The sequence below is a fragment of the Sphingomonas humi genome, from assembly GCF_039536725.1.
In the GTDB taxonomy this organism is placed as follows: Bacteria; Pseudomonadota; Alphaproteobacteria; order Sphingomonadales; family Sphingomonadaceae; genus Sphingomicrobium; species Sphingomicrobium humi.
The window spans coordinates 1,052,037-1,068,258 of sequence record NZ_BAAAZD010000001.1; the positions used below are offsets into that span (position 1 = coordinate 1,052,037).

18 protein-coding genes and 1 tRNA gene are annotated in these 16,222 nt (G+C 67.2%); 10 read left to right on the forward strand and 9 right to left on the reverse strand.

What is annotated here, in order from left to right; genetic code table 11:
• The first annotated feature begins 40 nt into the window (after nt 1-40).
• On the forward strand, nt 41-544 hold the full coding sequence (locus ABD729_RS05165) for a response regulator (protein ID WP_344709090.1): 504 nt from the start codon (nt 41-43) through the stop codon (nt 542-544).
• Between the two features lie 58 nt (nt 545-602).
• Nucleotides 603-1,889 carry a L,D-transpeptidase family protein gene (locus ABD729_RS05170; protein WP_344709091.1) on the forward strand — a complete coding sequence of 429 codons (1,287 nt, stop codon included), beginning with the start codon at nt 603-605 and terminating at the stop codon, nt 1,887-1,889.
• 25 nt (nt 1,890-1,914) lie between these two features.
• On the opposite strand, the gene ABD729_RS05175 is transcribed toward ABD729_RS05170, so the two are convergent.
• Nucleotides 1,915-1,988, reverse strand: a tRNA-Gln gene (locus ABD729_RS05175).
• Nucleotides 1,989-2,155: 167 nt separating this feature from the next.
• Between ABD729_RS05175 and ABD729_RS05180 the strand changes: the two genes are divergently transcribed.
• Together ABD729_RS05180 and ABD729_RS05185 are read left to right on the forward strand one after the other, a co-directional pair.
• Nucleotides 2,156-3,223 (forward strand): Ppx/GppA phosphatase family protein, encoded by a 1,068-nt coding sequence (locus ABD729_RS05180; protein ID WP_344709092.1) that lies wholly within the window; start codon nt 2,156-2,158, stop codon nt 3,221-3,223.
• A gap of 10 nt (nt 3,224-3,233) precedes the next feature.
• Complete coding sequence (locus ABD729_RS05185; RefSeq protein WP_344709093.1) at nt 3,234-3,905, forward strand: RlmE family RNA methyltransferase; 672 nt, start codon at nt 3,234-3,236, stop codon at nt 3,903-3,905.
• On the opposite strand, the gene ABD729_RS05190 is transcribed toward ABD729_RS05185, so the two are convergent.
• On the reverse strand, nt 3,862-4,809 hold the full coding sequence (locus tag ABD729_RS05190; protein ID WP_344709094.1) for a LysR family transcriptional regulator: 948 nt from the start codon (nt 4,807-4,809) through the stop codon (nt 3,862-3,864). The genes ABD729_RS05185 and ABD729_RS05190 overlap by 44 nt on opposite strands.
• Before the next feature lie 150 nt (nt 4,810-4,959).
• On the opposite strand from ABD729_RS05190, the gene ABD729_RS05195 reads away from it, so the two are divergent.
• The 3 genes from ABD729_RS05195 to ABD729_RS05205 all read left to right on the forward strand — a co-directional run bounded on the left by ABD729_RS05195 (nt 4,960) and on the right by ABD729_RS05205 (nt 6,000).
• Nucleotides 4,960-5,208, forward strand: a complete 249-nt coding sequence (locus tag ABD729_RS05195) for a hypothetical protein (protein WP_344709095.1) — start codon at nt 4,960-4,962, stop codon at nt 5,206-5,208.
• A gap of 64 nt (nt 5,209-5,272) precedes the next feature.
• On the forward strand, nt 5,273-5,818 hold the full coding sequence (locus ABD729_RS05200; RefSeq protein ID WP_344709096.1) for a GNAT family N-acetyltransferase: 546 nt from the start codon (nt 5,273-5,275) through the stop codon (nt 5,816-5,818).
• Complete coding sequence (locus ABD729_RS05205) at nt 5,788-6,000, forward strand: hypothetical protein (protein WP_344709097.1); 213 nt, start codon at nt 5,788-5,790, stop codon at nt 5,998-6,000. Before ABD729_RS05200 ends, ABD729_RS05205 begins: the two co-directional genes overlap by 31 nt.
• Here the strand turns inward: ABD729_RS05205 and ABD729_RS05210 are convergent.
• The 7 genes from ABD729_RS05210 to ABD729_RS05240 all read right to left on the reverse strand — a co-directional run bounded on the left by ABD729_RS05210 (nt 5,997) and on the right by ABD729_RS05240 (nt 12,987).
• Nucleotides 5,997-6,350 (reverse strand): hypothetical protein, encoded by a 354-nt coding sequence (locus ABD729_RS05210; RefSeq protein ID WP_344709098.1) that lies wholly within the window; start codon nt 6,348-6,350, stop codon nt 5,997-5,999. The genes ABD729_RS05205 and ABD729_RS05210 overlap by 4 nt on opposite strands.
• Nucleotides 6,351-6,436: 86 nt before the next feature.
• Nucleotides 6,437-7,972: a PAS domain-containing protein gene (locus ABD729_RS05215; protein ID WP_344709099.1), complete on the reverse strand. Its 1,536-nt coding sequence runs from the start codon at nt 7,970-7,972 to the stop codon at nt 6,437-6,439.
• Between the two features lie 396 nt (nt 7,973-8,368).
• On the reverse strand, nt 8,369-9,283 hold the full coding sequence (locus tag ABD729_RS05220; RefSeq protein WP_344709100.1) for a hypothetical protein: 915 nt from the start codon (nt 9,281-9,283) through the stop codon (nt 8,369-8,371).
• Nucleotides 9,284-9,565: 282 nt separating this feature from the next.
• The gene (locus tag ABD729_RS05225) at nt 9,566-10,444 is read right to left on the reverse strand and encodes a hypothetical protein (protein WP_344709101.1); all 879 of its coding nucleotides are present in this window, start codon (nt 10,442-10,444) and stop codon (nt 9,566-9,568) included.
• Between the two features lie 181 nt (nt 10,445-10,625).
• Nucleotides 10,626-10,886, reverse strand: coding sequence for a hypothetical protein (locus ABD729_RS05230; protein ID WP_344709102.1), 261 nt, complete (start codon nt 10,884-10,886; stop codon nt 10,626-10,628).
• Between the two features lie 8 nt (nt 10,887-10,894).
• Nucleotides 10,895-11,614 (reverse strand): DsbA family protein, encoded by a 720-nt coding sequence (locus ABD729_RS05235; RefSeq protein WP_344709103.1) that lies wholly within the window; start codon nt 11,612-11,614, stop codon nt 10,895-10,897.
• Nucleotides 11,611-12,987, reverse strand: a complete 1,377-nt coding sequence (locus ABD729_RS05240) for a M48 family metalloprotease (protein ID WP_344709105.1) — start codon at nt 12,985-12,987, stop codon at nt 11,611-11,613. Before ABD729_RS05240 ends, ABD729_RS05235 begins: the two co-directional genes overlap by 4 nt.
• A 108-nt stretch (nt 12,988-13,095) precedes the next feature.
• Here ABD729_RS05240 and argS point away from each other — a divergent pair, with 108 nt between their 5' ends.
• From argS to ABD729_RS05255, 3 genes are read left to right on the forward strand one after another with little or no spacing between them, the layout of a single operon-like run.
• Nucleotides 13,096-14,820, forward strand: a complete 1,725-nt coding sequence (gene argS / locus ABD729_RS05245) for an arginine--tRNA ligase (protein ID WP_344709106.1) — start codon at nt 13,096-13,098, stop codon at nt 14,818-14,820.
• A gap of 3 nt (nt 14,821-14,823) precedes the next feature.
• Nucleotides 14,824-15,555 (forward strand): SPOR domain-containing protein, encoded by a 732-nt coding sequence (locus ABD729_RS05250; RefSeq protein ID WP_344709107.1) that lies wholly within the window; start codon nt 14,824-14,826, stop codon nt 15,553-15,555.
• A 19-nt stretch (nt 15,556-15,574) separates the two neighbouring features.
• Nucleotides 15,575-16,222: an SPOR domain-containing protein gene (locus ABD729_RS05255; protein WP_344709108.1), complete on the forward strand. Its 648-nt coding sequence runs from the start codon at nt 15,575-15,577 to the stop codon at nt 16,220-16,222.

Consider the following 16,222-nt stretch of genomic DNA (forward strand, 5'->3'; position numbering starts at 1 on the left):
TCTCGTCCGGGCGGCCCCGCCGCCGGGAGGGTGCAAGGTGTTGAAAATCCTGATTGTCGAAGACGAGCGGCCGCTGGCGGAAACGCTCCGCTACCTGGTCGAGGACAATCCTCGTTACCGCGTGGTCGGGATCGCCGAGGATCTGCCCTCGGCGCTCGAACTGCTCGAACATGGCGAGCCCGACCTCGCGCTCGTCGATCTCCACCTTGCGCGGGGCTCGACCGGCTTTTCGGTTGCGGTGCGCCTCAACGATGCGGGCGTACCCTGCCTCTTCGTCACCGGCCGCGCGCCCGGCTTCTCGATGCCCGACCTGGCGCTCGGCCTGCTGATGAAACCTTTCACCGGCAATGACGTCCACCGCGCCCTGGCACTGGCCGAGGACGTGATGCGCGGCCGCGAGACGCTGCGCCCGCGCCTGCCCCGCAATCTCCAATTGTTCGACCCAGAAGAGGAAGTCGATCCGGTGCCTGCCGCCATCGATCTCCCGCCGCCCCGCGGCCTCAAGGCGCGGCTCGAACGGTGGATCAGCGGACCCGCGCATTGAACCTTGCGGTCAACCGATCGTTAAACCGGCAAGCAACTGATTAAACGAGTAACTTGCCGTGCCCCATCGCTACCTTCTAGGCGCTGCCGCGCTTGCGGCAGTGCTCGCCGGCGTGTCTCCGGCCGCCGCGACTGCGACCACTAGTGACCGCATGCCCGCCGCGGCTGCCGTCAGTCGTTTCTACGACGCGCGCCAGCAGCCGCTGTGGCTGAGTTCGCCTGATGCCGTCCGCACCCTGCTGGCGGCCTTGCGGACGGCTGACGTCGACGGGCTCGAACAAGGGCCGGAACTCGCCGGTACGATCGAGCGCGTTCTTGGCGATGCCAATGCCGGCGTCCCCGGTGCCGCGCGCGAGGCCGAGCGGCTGATGAGCAACGCCTTCGTCCTCCACGCCCAGGCGCTGAAGTGGCCGGGCAAGGCGGGGATGATCTACGCCGACCCCTCGCTTAGCCCGCGCGTGCCCGCGCCGGCCGAAATCCTCGAAGCCGCCGCCGCTGCCCCCGACCTTGCGGCCCATGTCCGCGGCACCGTCGCGGTCAACCCGATCCACGCTGCCCTGCGCGAAGCGGCCCTGCGCGACATGCGCCTGCTCGGCACGCCGCCCGCAGCGCTCCGTGCCAGCCTCGAACGCTCGCGCCTGCTGCCGTCGTCGGGCCGCTTCGTCCTCGTCGATGTCGCCAGCCAGCAATTGATGATGATCGACAATGGCGCGGTCGTCGACAGCATGAAGGTCGTCGTGGGCAAGCCGCAGATGAAGACCCCGCTGCTTGCGGGCACCCTGCGCCAGGTCACCTTCAACCCCTACTGGAACGTGCCGGTCGACCTTGCCGCCAGCAACATCGCGCAGAATGTGCTCAAGAATGGCCTGAGCTGGTTCAAGTCGCGCAATTACGAAGTGCTGTCGGGCTGGGACAATGATTCCACCGTGGTCGATCCCGCCACGATCGATTGGCAGGCGGTCGCCGACGGCCGGATCGAGGCGCGGGTTCGCCAGCGTCCTGGCCGCGGCAATTCGATGGGCGAGATGAAGTTCGAATTCCCCAACGACCGCGGCATCTATCTCCACGATACGCCCGACCGCCAGCTGTTCTCGGAGGCCGAACGGACGTTCAGCTCGGGCTGCGTCCGCCTCGAAGATGCCGCGCGCCTCGGCCGCTGGCTGCTCGGCCGCGAACCCAGGGCAAGCTCGGCGCAGCCCGAATATCAGGTCGCGCTCCCGACGCCGGTCCCGGTGTTCCTGACCTACCTGACGGTGCGGCCGACCGCTGACGGTGGCCTTGCCTATGCGCCCGACGTCTATGGCCTCGACACGCCGGGGCCGGAGCAGCTTGCCGCCGCTCACTAAATCTGGGTGCCGCTGGGGAGGAAAGTGGATGCCCGACGTGGATTCGAACCACGATTGACGGAGTCAGAGTCCGTAGTCTTACCATTAGACGATCGGGCATCAGGCGCGCCTCGGCGCGACCGAAGGGGCAGCTAGGGTGCCGCTCCCGCCCTGTCAACGCCTTTCCCTGCAAACTTGCGCTCGGCTGACAAACTGGCTTAAGCCCGTTCCCAAGTCAGCCGCCGGGACTGTCCGGCGGTGCAGAGTCGAGTGGAACATACGAAGCGATGGCATCTCATCTTGCCAGCGCACCGATGCCGGGTCGTCCGGCCGGGCAACGGAACAAGGATCGCGCGCCCGCGACCCCTTCGGCGCAGCAAACCCCGCCCAACCAGCCTTATGCCGCGATCGACCTCGGCACCAATAACTGCCGCCTGCTGATCGCGCGCCCGACAAACGGCGGTTTTACCGTGGTCGATGCCTTCTCCCGGATCGTCCGCCTCGGCGAGGGCCTTGCCAGCAGCGGGCGCCTTACTGACGAGGCGATGGACCGCGCGGTGGAAGCGCTGGGCGTTTGCGCCGACAAGCTGCGCCGGCGCCGTGTCGGGCTCGCCCGTTCGGTCGCGACCGAAGCCTGTCGCCGCGCCGCCAACGGTCGCGACTTCATCGAGCGTGTCCGCGAGGAGACCGGGATCGTGCTCGAGATCATCCCCCCGCAGGAAGAGGCCCGGCTCGCGGTCCTCGGCTGCCACAAGCTGCTCGAACCGGGCGACGGCCCGGCTCTCATCTTCGACATCGGTGGCGGCTCGACCGAACTGGTGCTGGTGGAGCCGGGCGGCGAAGACAGCCAGCCGCGCATCAAGGCGTGGTGGAGCGCGCCCTGGGGCGTCGTGTCGCTGACCGAAAGCGAGGGCAGGGCGGCGATCGAGGGCCCCGACCGGGTCTCGGCCTACAACCGCATGCGCACACGGGCCTCGCGCGCCTTCGACCGCTTCACCGAATTGCTGCCCGAACGCACCGACAACATCCGCCTGCTCGGGACCAGCGGCACCGTGACCACGCTCGCGTCGGTCCACCTCGCGCTGCCAAGCTATGACCGGCGCGCCGTCGACGGCCTCCACGTCCCGATCGATGCGATGCGCGACATCTCGACCCGAATCGCCGAAATGGATTTCCAGGGCCGCGCCGCGCTGCCGTGCATTGGCTCCGAACGCGCGGACCTCGTCGTTGCCGGCTGCGCGATACTCGAAGCGATCCTCGACATCTGGCCCGCCGCCCATCTCGGCATCGCCGATCGCGGCATTCGTGAGGGAATTCTCCGCAGCCTCATGGCCCGCGACGGGCACGTCCTGTAAGCGCAATGCCATGACGACCCGCGTGAAGACCGCCAAGGGCCGCAAGGTGGGCTCCACCAAGTGGCTGCAGCGGCAGTTGAACGATCCCTACGTCAAGAAGGCGAAGGCCGAAGGCTACCGCAGCCGCGCCGCCTACAAGCTGATCGAACTCGACGAGAAATTCCGCTTCCTGAAGGGCGCCAAGGCGGTCGTCGACCTCGGCATCGCGCCGGGTGGGTGGAGCCAGGTCGTCCGCAAGAAATGCCCCCAGGCCGCGGTGGTCGGAATCGACTTCCTCGAAGTCACGCCGCTCGACGGCGTCACCATCCTCCACATGGACTTCACCGACGAGGACGCCGACGCCCGCCTCAAGGAAGCGCTCGGCGGGGACGCGGACCTCGTCCTCTCCGACATGGCCGCCAACACCGTCGGCCATCCGCAAACCGATCACCTGCGCACCATGGGCCTGGTCGAACTCGGGCTAGAATTCGCGACGGACGTGCTGAAGCCGGGCGGCGCCTATGTCGCCAAGGTGCTGGCCGGCGGCACCGACCACCAGCTGCTGGCCGAGCTCAAGAAGCATTTCACCACCGTCAAGCACGCCAAGCCGCCCGCCAGCCGCAAGGATTCGAGCGAATGGTATGTCGTCGCGCAGGGCTTCAAGGGGCGGCGCGAAGAAGCGGCTCCCCCAGCGGAGGATTAAGCGCAGGATCGGTCGCCCGGATATGGCGGCTGAGCTTGTCGTACAGGAAGTCGGTCACCAGCCGGACGCTCGGATTATGCCGCACCCGCTCGTGGGTCAGCAACCACAGCTTGCGGTCGTGCTGGCTCATCGGCCGCAGGCACTGCAGCAGGTCGGGATCGGCCCTGGCGACGATGCAGGGTAGCACCCCCACGCCAAGCCCCGACTTGATCCCCGAAAGGAGCCCGTTGCTCCCGTCATAATGCATGGTCACGCGGCCCAGCAGTCCCATCTCTTCCAGCCACGCCGAATAGACCCGCCACAGCCCGCCGCCGCCACCGCCGATGATATTGTGGTGGAGAAGATCGCGCCGGCTTTCCGGAAGGCCATGCTGCGCGGCATAGTCGCGGCTGCAATAGAGCGCCCAGTCGTCGCCCTGCAGGACCCGCCCGACCAGCCCCTCGGGCTGCGCCTTGCTGGTCGACCGCAGCGCCACGTCGGCCTCGCCCGCGCCAAGGTCGCGCAGCTCGCGCGAGCAGTCGAGCTCGATTCTGATTTCCGGATGCAGCCCATGCAGTTCGCGCAGCCACGGGGTCAGCAGCGTCACCGCGAACACTTCCTCGGTGGTGATCCGCACAGTTCCGCCGAGCGACCGCGCCTGCGCCCGGGCCCGCGCCTCGGCGCCCAGCGCCGCCGCTTCTAGCGCCTCGGCCTGGTCGAGCACCGCTGCGCCTGCGTCGGTCAGCCGGTAGCCATGCGCCCGCCGCTCGAACAATTTAACGCCAAGCGCTTCCTCCAGTGCGCTGACCCGCCGCGCCGCGGTCGACTGGCTCAGCCGCAATGCCTTGCCGGCGCCAAGCGTGCTGCCATGCCTCGCGACTGCCAGGAACACCCGCCAGTCGCTCCATTCGGGTTCGCGCGTCATGCTTCCTTTTACCCCAATTCCTCGGGGGTCGGTTATGCAAATTTGACGAGCCGCTCTGCGACAACAATGCTCACGCAGCGGACGGGCAGCGCCTACATGAAGCTCCAGACGCCGGCGTCATCCAGCCCCTTCGTCAAACAGGTGGATGACATGAACAAGATGATCCTGACCCTCGCCGCCGCTTTCCTTGCGGCCGGTACTGCGAACGCCGCTCCTGCGCCGTCGATCAACGACCGCGTCGCGGAACTGTGCGCCGTCTCCAACACCGATCTCGAAGGCCAGCGGCTTGCCCGCAGCTGCCGCGCCGAAGTCCGCGCGCGCTTCGCTGCCGAACAGCGCGCCGAGGCCAGGACGAGGGAGGTCCGCACCGCCGATGCGACCCCGCATCGCGGGCGCTGAGCCCCGGCTTGACCCACCGCTTGGGCTCCGGGCACTTTGAAGCGCCACGCGTGAAGGAGCCCGCATGTCCGCCCCGACCATCGAGACCGACCGCCTGATCCTGCGCGGGATCGAGCAGCAGGACCTCGATGGCTGGGCGGCGTTGATGGCCGATTCCGACAGTGCCCGCTTCATCGGCGGCGTCATGGGCCGGGAGGCCGCGTGGCGTTCGATGGCGGCGATGGCCGGGGCGTGGACCCTCAAGGGCTTCAGCATGTTCTCGGTCATCGAAAAGGCGACCGGGCGCTGGATCGGCCGGCTCGGCCCGTGGCAGCCCGAGGGCTGGCCGGGGACCGAGGTCGGCTGGGGTCTCGTCAGATCGGCGTGGGGACAGGGCTATGCCGCGGAAGGCGCCACCGCCGCCATCGACTGGGCCTTTGCGACGCTGGGCTGGAGCGGGGTGATCCACGTGATCGATCCTGACAACGCGCCCTCGATCGCGCTGGCGGAGCGATTGGGCTCGACCGACCGCGGCCCCGTGCAGCTCCCGCCGCCGCTCGACCATTTCAACGTGCGCGCCTGGGGCCAGTCGCGCGAACAATGGCTTTCCCGCTGCGCTGCCCAGCGGTGAAGCGCACCCGCCTCAGCATCTGCCGCCGCAAGCGTTCCTACGCTTCGGAAGACGAGGCTCGCCTTGCCGCCGCCCGAAGCGATCTCGACCTCAGGTCCTATCGCTGCAACCGCTGCCGCGCGCATCATCTCACCAGCCGCCGCAAGGGCAAGCGCGTGCCCCGCCCGCAGCCTGTGCTCTAGCGGCGCTCCGCGGCCTTGAGGCGCGCCTTGACCAGCGCCATCACCGCCGCCCGCTCGGCCCGCTCGACCAGTTCGCCCTTCGGCGTCCCGATCCACGGCCCGTTGAAATCGCTCCAGTTGCGGGTCGAGATCGCTTCCCCGTCGAGGTTGCGCTCGTAGAGGATGCAATTGGCCTTGGCCTTGGTCAGCACGCTCTCGTGCGGTTCGTCGGTCTGCGCGCCGATCCGCTGCATGTTGGACACAAGACACCGCGCATAGGCCCGGTCGCTCGTCAGCGAAGGCATGGCCGAAGCAGCGCTGGCAGCGCCGAGCGACAGGGTGAAAGCGGCAAGGGCAAGCGACAGGCGCATCGACTGTTTCCTCCTACCAGAAGGTGCAGTCATACCAGATCAAAGCTGGCGCGGGTAGCGCTGCCCAGTGCAATTCGCCAAGGCGCTCAGGCCTCGGCGGCGCCGAATTCGGACGGGACCCGCCGCGTGTCGTCGTTGCTCCGGGCGATCGCCGCGGCGACCCGGCTGAGCAGCTCGCTCTTCCGGTAGGGCTTGCCGAGCACGTCCGCGCCGTTCGCCTTGGCCTCTCCGACGAGATCCTCGGTATAGCCGGTGGCAAGTAGGATCCGGACTTGCGGCGCCTGGCTCCTGACCCGATCCGCCAGCGCCAGGCCATTGGTCTGGCCGGGCATGATGAGGTCGGTGAACAGCAGATCGATCTTCCACTGCAGCTCGTTCAGCCGATCGAGCGCGTCATCCCCGCTGCTCGCGACATGCACGGTGTAGCCTGCCGCGACCAAGTGATCGTGGGCCAGCTGCCTGACCTCGTCATTGTCCTCGACCAGCAGGATGGTGCCCGTTCCCTTGCCGGCCGGGCTGGTGGGCACGGCCGGATGGCGTTCTTCGACGACGCCGGTATTCTCGGGCCCGGCAACCGGGAAGAGCAGGCGGATGGTGGTGCCTTCGCCGACCGCGCTCTCGATCTCCATCCTTCCACGTGACTGCTGGACGAAGCCGTCGACCATGGCGAGGCCAAGGCCGGTGCCCTTGCCCACCGTCTTGGTGGTGTAGAAAGGTTCGATCGCGCGGGCCCTGACGGCCTCGCTCATTCCAGACCCCGTGTCCCTGATCTCGAGCACGCAATAATCGCCTGGCACCAGCCCCAGCGCCGGCGCATCGCCATTGAGGTGGCGGACCGCCGTCGAGATCGTCACCGTTCCGCCGCGGCCAAGCGCATCGCGGCTGTTGGCAAGGATGTTGAGCAGCGCCGTCTCGAGCTGGCTTTCATCGACCATCGCCGCCGGCATCCGCCGCAGCAGGTCGAGGCGGAGGTCGATCGTCGACCCCAGCGTCGTCTCGAGGAGGTCGGCAAAGCTCGACACCGTCTTGGACAGGTCGAGCCGCGAAGGGTTGAGCCTGGTCTTGCGGGCAAAGGCCAGCAGCTGCCGGGTCAGGCGCGCCGCGCGCTCGGTCGCCTGCTGCGCGATCTCCAGCCGGCGCCGCGCCTTGGGCTCGACCAAGTCCATTTCGAGCAGTTCGTGATTGCCCGCGACCACCTGCAGGAGGTTGTTGAAATCGTGCGCGAGACCGGCCGTCAGCTGCCCGATCGCTTCCATCTTCTGGCTGTGGCGGCGGGCATCCTCGGATTCGCGGCGGCGGGTGACGTCGAGCTGCGAGGCGAAGAAATAAAGGAGGTTGCCGGCGGTATCGTGCACCGGGCCGATGAACACCGCATTCCAGAACGGCGTCCCGTTCCGCTTGTAATTGAGAATCTCGATGCTGATCGCATTGCCGCTGGTGATCGCCTCGCGCAGCTCGCGGACCTGCTCCTGGTCGGTCCGCGGCCCCTGCAGGAAGCGGCAATTGCGGCCGAGCACTTCCTTTTCCTCATAGCCGGTCAGGTCGAGGAACGCCTTGTTGGCGAAGACGATCGGATTGTCGGGTTGCCGGGGATCGGTCAGGATCATCGGCATCCGCGTCATCTCGACCGCGGCGAAGAAGACCCCGCCACGATCCTCGAGATCGTCGTCGGAAATCGTGCTTTCCCGCCAGTGCCGGCGCTGGTGGTGGCCGGTCAGCGAGAAGCTGCCGTCCTCGAGTGAATCCTGAGCCGGCGTTCCGCTGACGCCGCCGTGACCGCCGCCGCCGGCCTCATGCTCTCGCTCTTCGTTATGCAGGGTACGCTACTCCGGTGCGCGATCGCTCACGATCAGCGACTGAGCGCTTTAATAGTTGCCTCGCGGTATCGCAACACCTTGGGCAGCGGCCGCTTTTCGGATCGGCGACGCAATAATCGCAATGCGTGAAAACAGGGTAATCAGCGCTGAGATATACGATGGGCGGGTGCCCCGCCCAGCGCTGCCGCCCCGGCCTTCCCCTTATCGCAGCGCCGCCAGCTGATCGAGCAGGCGCGCATTCGCCAGGGTAGCGGCCTTGAGCGCTCCGGCTTCATATTCAGGCTTGGCCGTGAAGTTGAAGGTCTTGCTCTTGCCAAATCGCATGCCCCCGAACCCGAAGGCCGCGGCGACCCCACCGGCGACGTTGGCGGCCTTCTGCAGCCCGGCATCCTTGGTGACGTCCTGCTTGCTGGCGAAGTCACCCTCGACAGAAATCGGCTGGTCGACCGTGATCGCGGTCACCCCGCCACGCGGCGACACCAGCTTGAGCTTCGAATAATCATCGACGACCGCCATTCCGGACGAGATCTGCAGCCCGCCCATGCTGAAGGCGCCGGGCCGCTTCAGCTCCGAGAAGTCGATCAGGTAGACCACATCGATGACGGCCTGCCCGGACGACTTGGCGAACTGGCTGACCACATACTGGTTGGTCCCCGCCGCCATGGTCAGGCCCATGCCGCTCATCCCGCTCGATTCGATATCGCCCGGGAGCATGAACTGCTTGGAGAGAGCCGTCGGCTTGTAATAGGTCGCCTTGCCGTTGCTCTTCTTGTCGAGGCGCACGTTGGCTTCATAAGGCGCCGCCATCGCCTTCACCCGCCCGAAGTCCGGCGCTGCGAACAGCTGGGCATGGTCGGCGACCGTAAAGCCGCGTGCCTTCAGCTGGGCCTGGAAGTCGGCATAGGCCGCATCGGTGATCGCTTGCATCATGGCCGGCGTGACCCCGACCAGCATGCTCTTGGCGCGGGTGGTGCCGCCGAACGCACCGATCATCCCCCCGGTCGCCTTGCCGCTATCGACCGACTCGAAGATGAAGCCGACGTTGAACGCACCAACCGTGACCGACTGGGTGCCTTTCGCGGCCCCGGCCGAATCCACTCGCAAGGGCCCGCTCACGGCCAGCGCCGGAGAGGAAGCAGCCAGAAAAAAAGCAAGCGTAAGCGCGCGACGACCTTGGTTGCCCATGACACATTCCCCCGTGGTGCGCCCCGCAACCGACGCGCTTGCCGAAGGTGTGTTAATTTCCCGATAAACACAAGTGAACGAACGCAGCCTCGCGTATGCGTCCTTCCCCGCTGCTCTCATTCCCGCCGGAAGCGACATTCAGGTCCATGAAGATGCGCGGCCACGCGGTCGCAGCCGCCCGCGCGAAGGCCCCGGGGGCGATGCAGATTGCCGCTATTGGCTTTTGGCTTGCCCGTCCGATGCCGCAGGGTCGGCCGGGGCTTTTGCCTTTTTCAGCTCATCCTCGAGCTTCTTCTGCTCGTCGAGCGCGGCTTTCTGTCGCTTGAGGCCTTCGTTCGTGGCCTCGATCTTCTCGGCTTCGCGGACGGACGCTGGCTTGTTCAGGTCGGCGGCGGTGGTCTGGAAGCGCTTGACGGTCTCCGCGATCGTTTCGGGCTTGGACCCTTCGGTAATTGCGGCGTTCAGCAGATTGTCCATTCCTGCGTAGGAGCAGATCTGGGCGTAGGCGGTAATCCCCTCGTTCGCCTGCAGGAACGAGGATGGCGGCGTCTTGCGCAACGATGCTTTCATCAGGTTCTGCGCGGTTCTGACCAGGTTGAGCAACTTTCCAAGATCGGGCTCGACCACGAATGCATTGTCGTAATTGCGAAACAGCCCATCGGCGAGGCCGAACAATGCACCCGCGCCGCCGGTCAGCACCGACCCGGCCTTGGCAAGCCCCAGGCCAACGCTTGCAGCAGTTCCGACATCGTTCGTGGTCGATCGCCCGAATTGCCGCATCTGTTTGTGCATGGCGATCCGCCGGAAATAATCGTCGCAGTAAAGGTCGGCCAGATTAAGTCCGGCTTCGAGATGGCGGGTGAAATCGGCCGCCTGGCCGTCGGTCCGCAGTCTGACGCAACCGATGCGCGCAATCGCCTGACGATCGGTCTCGTTATCCCTTTTTAGCCTTCGGAAGGACTCCATCTCGACGTTTTGGAGGCTGGGCAGCACGCCGACCGAGCAGTTCTTGCCAATGTCCTGGTAAGCCATCTGCATCTGGTTGAGATAGGCCAGAGCTTCATAGCCGAGCGCGGCCTGGTCGCCGCCCATCGTGGGCCTGAACTGAAGGTTGTTCGACGTGCAGCCTGCAAGCAGCAGGCCGGCACAGGCAAGCAGGGATGTTTTGCGCACGGCCGCCTCGTCAACATACGCCGTAACCGGCGTGTGACCCGAGCGGTTGAAAGGCTATCAGCCTATGCGTAACTTAACAATAGTTAAACATCTCGCGCGCTCACTCCCCGCCGGAAGCGGCGATCAGGTCCATGAAGTTGCGCGCGGCGTCACGGTCGGAAGGGTCGGGGAAGGCCACGTCCAGATCGGGCGCGCGGCCAAGGACGTAGAGCAGCGACCACAAGGCGAAGCGCTGGTCGCGGTCGGTCGCCAGGCCAAGGTCGACCTGCAGCCGTTCGCTTCCCGCCTCGAGCGCCGCCGGCGTGATCGCGCCAAGGTCGCTGGTCCCGAAAGTCCGCTGCAACAGGTCGTCGATGTTCATCGAACCCGTTAACCCCGCTTCGCCGCCCGCGCTTCGTCGATCGCCGTCTTCAGCGCGTCATAACCGACCGCGCCGTTCAGCACCTTGTCGCCGACGATGAAGAGGGGCGTGCCCGTCGCGCCAAGCTGCTGCGCAAGCTGGAAGTTCTTGCGCAGTTCGGCGTCGATTTCGGGCGAGGAGGGGATGGCCGCCGGAAGGCCTGCGCTCGCCGCTGCCTTTGCCAAGGTCGCCTGGCTCGGCCGGCCGGCGGCGTAGAGCGCGTCGTGGAAGGCCATGAACCGTCCCGCGCCGCTCGCCGCCAGCGCCATGCGCGAGGCCGCCTCGCTGTCGGGCCCGAGGATCGGAAACTCCCGATAGACGACGCGCAGCCTGGGATCTTCCTTCACCAGCCGGTCGATCACCGGCAGCGACGCCTTGCAGTAGCCGCAGGCGTAATCGTAGAATTCGACCAGCGTGACGTCCGCGTCCTTCGCGCCCTCCCACGACGATCCGAACGGCGTTTCGATGGCGGCGCGATTGGCAGCAAGCACGGGTGCGTGCTGGGTTGCGCGAAGGGCATCGGCGGTGTCGACGAGGATGGTCGGATTGTCGATCATCGCCTTGCGCACCAACCGGTCGGCCCAGCCGCCCTGAACTGCCGCGACCGCCAGCGCGAGGGTCGCGATTGCACCCCCCGCGGCGCCTGTCAGCAGCGCGCCCCAATTGCTCCCGCCCTTCGCCTCACTCACTGCTCGCGGCGCCCCTTGCCCTTGCGGTCCTTTTCGACCTCGGTCCGGCTTACCATCGCGATATCCTGGGCGCGAAGGAAATCGGGGGTGCCCTGCGGAATGCCTCGGAGCGCCCGCTCGGCACTGGCCAGCGCCATCTTGGGCTCGCCCTCCAGGCTGTAGCGCTCGGCGGTCGCCAGCGCTGCACGCGGCTGGTCGCCCTTGCGGTCGTAGATGACGCCCAGCTGGTACCAGGCGAAGGGCTGTTCATTGTCGCGCCCGATCGACGCGCGCAGCACCCGCTCGGCCTCGGGCAGGTTGGTATCCTTCTCGGTTGCCAGCAAAGCATGGCCCAGCATTGCCTGGATCATCGGCTGGTCGGGGGCCTTGGCGACTGCCAGCCGCAGCGGGTCGAGCGCATCGACGGGCTTCCCGCTCTCGAGCAGGATCTGCCCCTTGAGCTCGAGGTAGAAGGGGTCCTGCGGCGCGGTCGCCAGAAGCGCGTCGGCTTCCTTCAGCGCCGCATCGCGGTCGCCCATCCGGTGATAGGCATAGGCACGGGCATAATGTGCCGGGACGCTCTGGTCGCTCGGCGGATAGGTGCGGATCACTGCTTCCTTGTCGCTGATGAAGCCGATCAGCTTGGCCCGCACGCGCTGGAACCTCGCTTCAAGCGCCGGGTCGGTGCGGTGGGTCCAGGCCGGGTCCTTCTGGTAAATGCCCGACAGGGTCGAAATGCGCTCCGACGACAGCGGGTGGGTCCGCGCATAGCTGTCGGTGTCATAGACGGCGAGGCGATATTCCTGGTTCTGGAGCTTCTTGAAGAAGTCGATCGAGCCCCGGCCGGAGATGCCCGCGGCCGACAGGTAGGACGCGCCGGCCAGATCGGCGCTGGTCTCCTGCGCGCGGGTGAAGGCGAGGAACTGGCCCATGGCCACCTGCTGGCCAAGCGCCATCGCGCCCATGCCCGCTTCGCCCGCGCCCGCCGCCATCGCCAGGCCGCCGAGCACGAGGCTGAGGATGCTGATCCCGGTCGCCTGCTTGGCGCCCTCGCTCCCGCGGATGACGTGGCCGCCCGCGACGTGGCCAAGCTCGTGGGCGATGACGCCCTGCACCTGGTTGGCATTGTCCGATGCCGTCAGCAGGCCGGTGTGGATGTAGACCACCTGCCCGCCGGCCACGAAGGCGTTGATCTCCGGATCGTTGATCAGGACGATCTTCACATTCTTGGGATCGAGCTTGGCCGCCTCGATCAGCGGCTTGCTCATGTCGGCGAACAGCTTTTCGGTCTCGCTGTCGCGCAGGATCGACTGGGCTGCCGCAGGCTGGACCGCGGCGAAGACCAGGGCGAGGAAAAGCATCAGCCTGGTGCTGAGCGGGTTCACGCGTCGCATGCGGCGCTTCCCTCCGGGAGGACGGCTGAACGGGGGGTGACTGTTGCCGGCTGACTGGGTTAAGGCCATGTCCCTTCCTGACACAAACCGACAAAGATCGCCAAAGCCTTGAGCCTGTTTGCCACCTTTACCGCCCATGTGAACCGCCTCCTCGACGAGCTGTCCGCGAGCGGCGCCCTGCCGCCCGAGCTGCCGCGCGGCAACATCACCGTGGAGCCTCCGCGCGATGCCTCGCACGGCGACCTGTCGACCAATGCCGCGATGGTGCTGGCCAAGGCCGCCGGCACCAATCCGCGCGCGCTCGCCGCGTTGCTCACTCCCAGGCTCAAGGAATTGCCCGGCGTCGCCGAGGTGCAGATTGCGGGACCCGGCTTCATCAACCTGCGCCTGTCCGACGACACCTGGCGCGAGGAGCTTCGCCGGATTGCGGCCGAAGGCGCGAACTATGGCCTGAGCGACATCGGCCATGGCCGCCGCGTGAATGTCGAATATGTCTCGGCCAACCCGACCGGCCCGATGCACATGGGCCATTGCCGCGGTGCCGTCGTCGGCGATGCGCTGGCGCGCCTGCTCGCCGCGGCCGGCTTCGCGGTCACCAAGGAATATTACGTCAACGATGCGGGATCCCAGGTCGACACGCTCGCCCGGTCCGCGCACCTGCGCTACCGCGAGGCGCTGGGCGAGGACATCGGCGACATTCCCGAAGGCCTCTATCCGGGCGAGTATCTGAAGCCGGTCGGGGCGCTGCTCGCCGCCGAATATGGCGACCGCATGGTCTCCGCGCCCGAGGCCGAATGGCTGGTGCTCTACCGCGAGAAGACGGTCGCCGCGATGCTCGACCTCATCCGCCACGACCTTGCCCTGCTTGGCGTCCACCACGACCTCTTCTCGTCCGAAGCCGAAGTGGTCGCTTCGGGCGCCGCCGACCGCGCGCTCGAAGCGCTGCGCGCCAAGGGCCTCGTCTACGAAGGCGTGCTCGAAGCCCCGAAGGGCAAGGCGCCCGAGGATTGGGAGCCGGTCGAACTGACCCTGTTCCGCTCGACCCAGTTCGGCGACGACCAGGACCGCCCGATGAAGAAGTCGGACGGCAGCTGGACCTATTTCGGCGTCGACACCGCCTACCACCTCCAGAAGCTCGAGCGGTCGGACGAACTGATCAACATCTGGGGCGCCGACCATAGCGGCACCGTCAAGCGCACCCAGGCCGCCGTCGCCGCGCTGGCCGGGCGCGAGGTGCTCGACGTCAAGCTGGTCCAGATGGTGCAGTTGCTCCGCGCCGGCGAGCCAGTGAAGATGAGCAAGCGGGCCGGCAATTTCGTCACCCTCGCCGATGTCGTGCGCGAAGTCGGCAAGGACGTGGTCCGCTTCATCATGCTGACCAAGCGGCCGGACACGATGCTCGACTTCGATTTCGCCAAGGTGGTCGAGGCGTCGAAGGACAATCCGGTCTTCTACGTCCAATATGCCCACGCCCGCGTCTCGAGCCTGAGGCGCAAGGCCGCCGAAGCGGGCCTTGAAGCCGGCGCGGCCGATCTTGCGCTGCTCGATGCCGAGGAACTCGCCATCGTCCGCCACGCCAGCCATTATCCGCGGGTGGTCGAGGCCGCGGCGCTGGCGCACGAACCGCACCGCATCGCCTTCTACCTCTATGATCTGGCGGCCGCCTTTCACGCCTTGTGGAACCGCGGCAACGATGATCCCTCGCGCCGCTTCCTGATCGAGGGCGAACCGGCACTGAGCGCCGCACGCCTCGCGCTGGCCGGCGCAATTGCCCAGGTGATCGGGAACGGACTGGCCTTGATGGGCGTCGAAGCGGCCGAGGAGATGCGGTAAGGAATGGCGGCACCGGTCGAGCGTCTGCCCTGGCTACACGACGAGCCGCAGGCCCCTGCGGCCGCCGCGCCGAAGCGTCGGGCGGGCGCGATGTGGCCCTGGTACCTGCTGCTGCTCTTCCTTGTCGGCGCGGTCGCCGCGGGGGCGTGGTGGCTCGGGACAGCGCGAGAAGCCGCACCGCCCGAACTTCCGGCCGAAGAATCCATTCCCATTCCGGTAACGCGCTCCGATCCGGCCGAACCGGTCACGCAGGAACCCCTGGCCAATGTCGCTGAGCCGGCGCCCGTCACGTCGGCGACTGCGCCTTCAGTGTCTCGCCCTGTAATGCGAAGCCCCCCGCGTCGTGCGGTCCGCCAGTCGGACGTGGTCCCCGGCGAACAGGCGCCGACCGGCCGCTCGGTCTTCCCTGCCGACGAACCCGCCGCCGCAGTCCCCGACACGGGGCCCAACCCCGTCGCGATCGCCAATCCGCGGCCTTATGCCGGGCGGGTCATCCAGCTCGGCGCCTTCCCGACGCGGGCGCAGGCGGAAGACAATTGGCGCCGCATCACCCGCCGCTATCCCTATCTCTCGACCAAGCCCAAGATGGTGAACAGCGTCGATGTTGGCGCCCTCGGCGGGGGCCCCCGGACACGAATGTACCGCCTCCAGCTCGGCACCTCTTCGCAAGCCCAGTCGGTTGTCATATGCCAACAGCTCGAACGAGCGGGGCATTCTTGCGTGGTGGTATATTGAAATGGCGAGCCGGGGTGGGATGTCGAACGAGCCGTTGCCGTGGCTCGAACCCGTTGAGGACGAGGACGAGCCGCCGGCGCTGTCGGCCCGCAAGATGCTTGCCGCCGTCCTGGTGGTGCTGCTTGCGGCGGCGCTGGTCGCCGGAACGCTCTACTGTCTCGGCCGGCGTAACAGCAGTGATGAAGGCAGCGGTCCGCCCGAACTGATCAGGGCCGACCCCAATCCGGTCAAGATCAAGCCCGAGAACCCGGGCGGCATCGACGTCGCCGGCGATAGCGAAACCGCCTTCGCGACCGGCGCTGGAGAGCAGGTCGACGGCCAGCTCGATCTCAACGCCGTGCCCGAGGAAGCAATCGCCAAGCCAAAGGCCAAGGCCGAACCCGCGCCCGCTGCCGAAGAATCTGCCGCCGCCGCAGCCAAGCCCGAACCGGCCGCGCCCGCCGCGCCCAACCAGGTCCAGCTCGGCTTTTACGGATCGGTCCGTGAAGCCGATGCGGCGTGGAAGTCGCTGTCGGGCCGCTTCCCGTCCGTTGCCGGCGCCGGCAAGATCATCGTGCCCTACCAGTCGGGCCAGCGGCTCCGCGCCAGCTTCGCAAGTCCGGACGAGGCCAAGGCCGCGTGCCAGCTCCTCAAGGCCGCAGGCGACGCCTGCTTCGTGGTGCGCTGA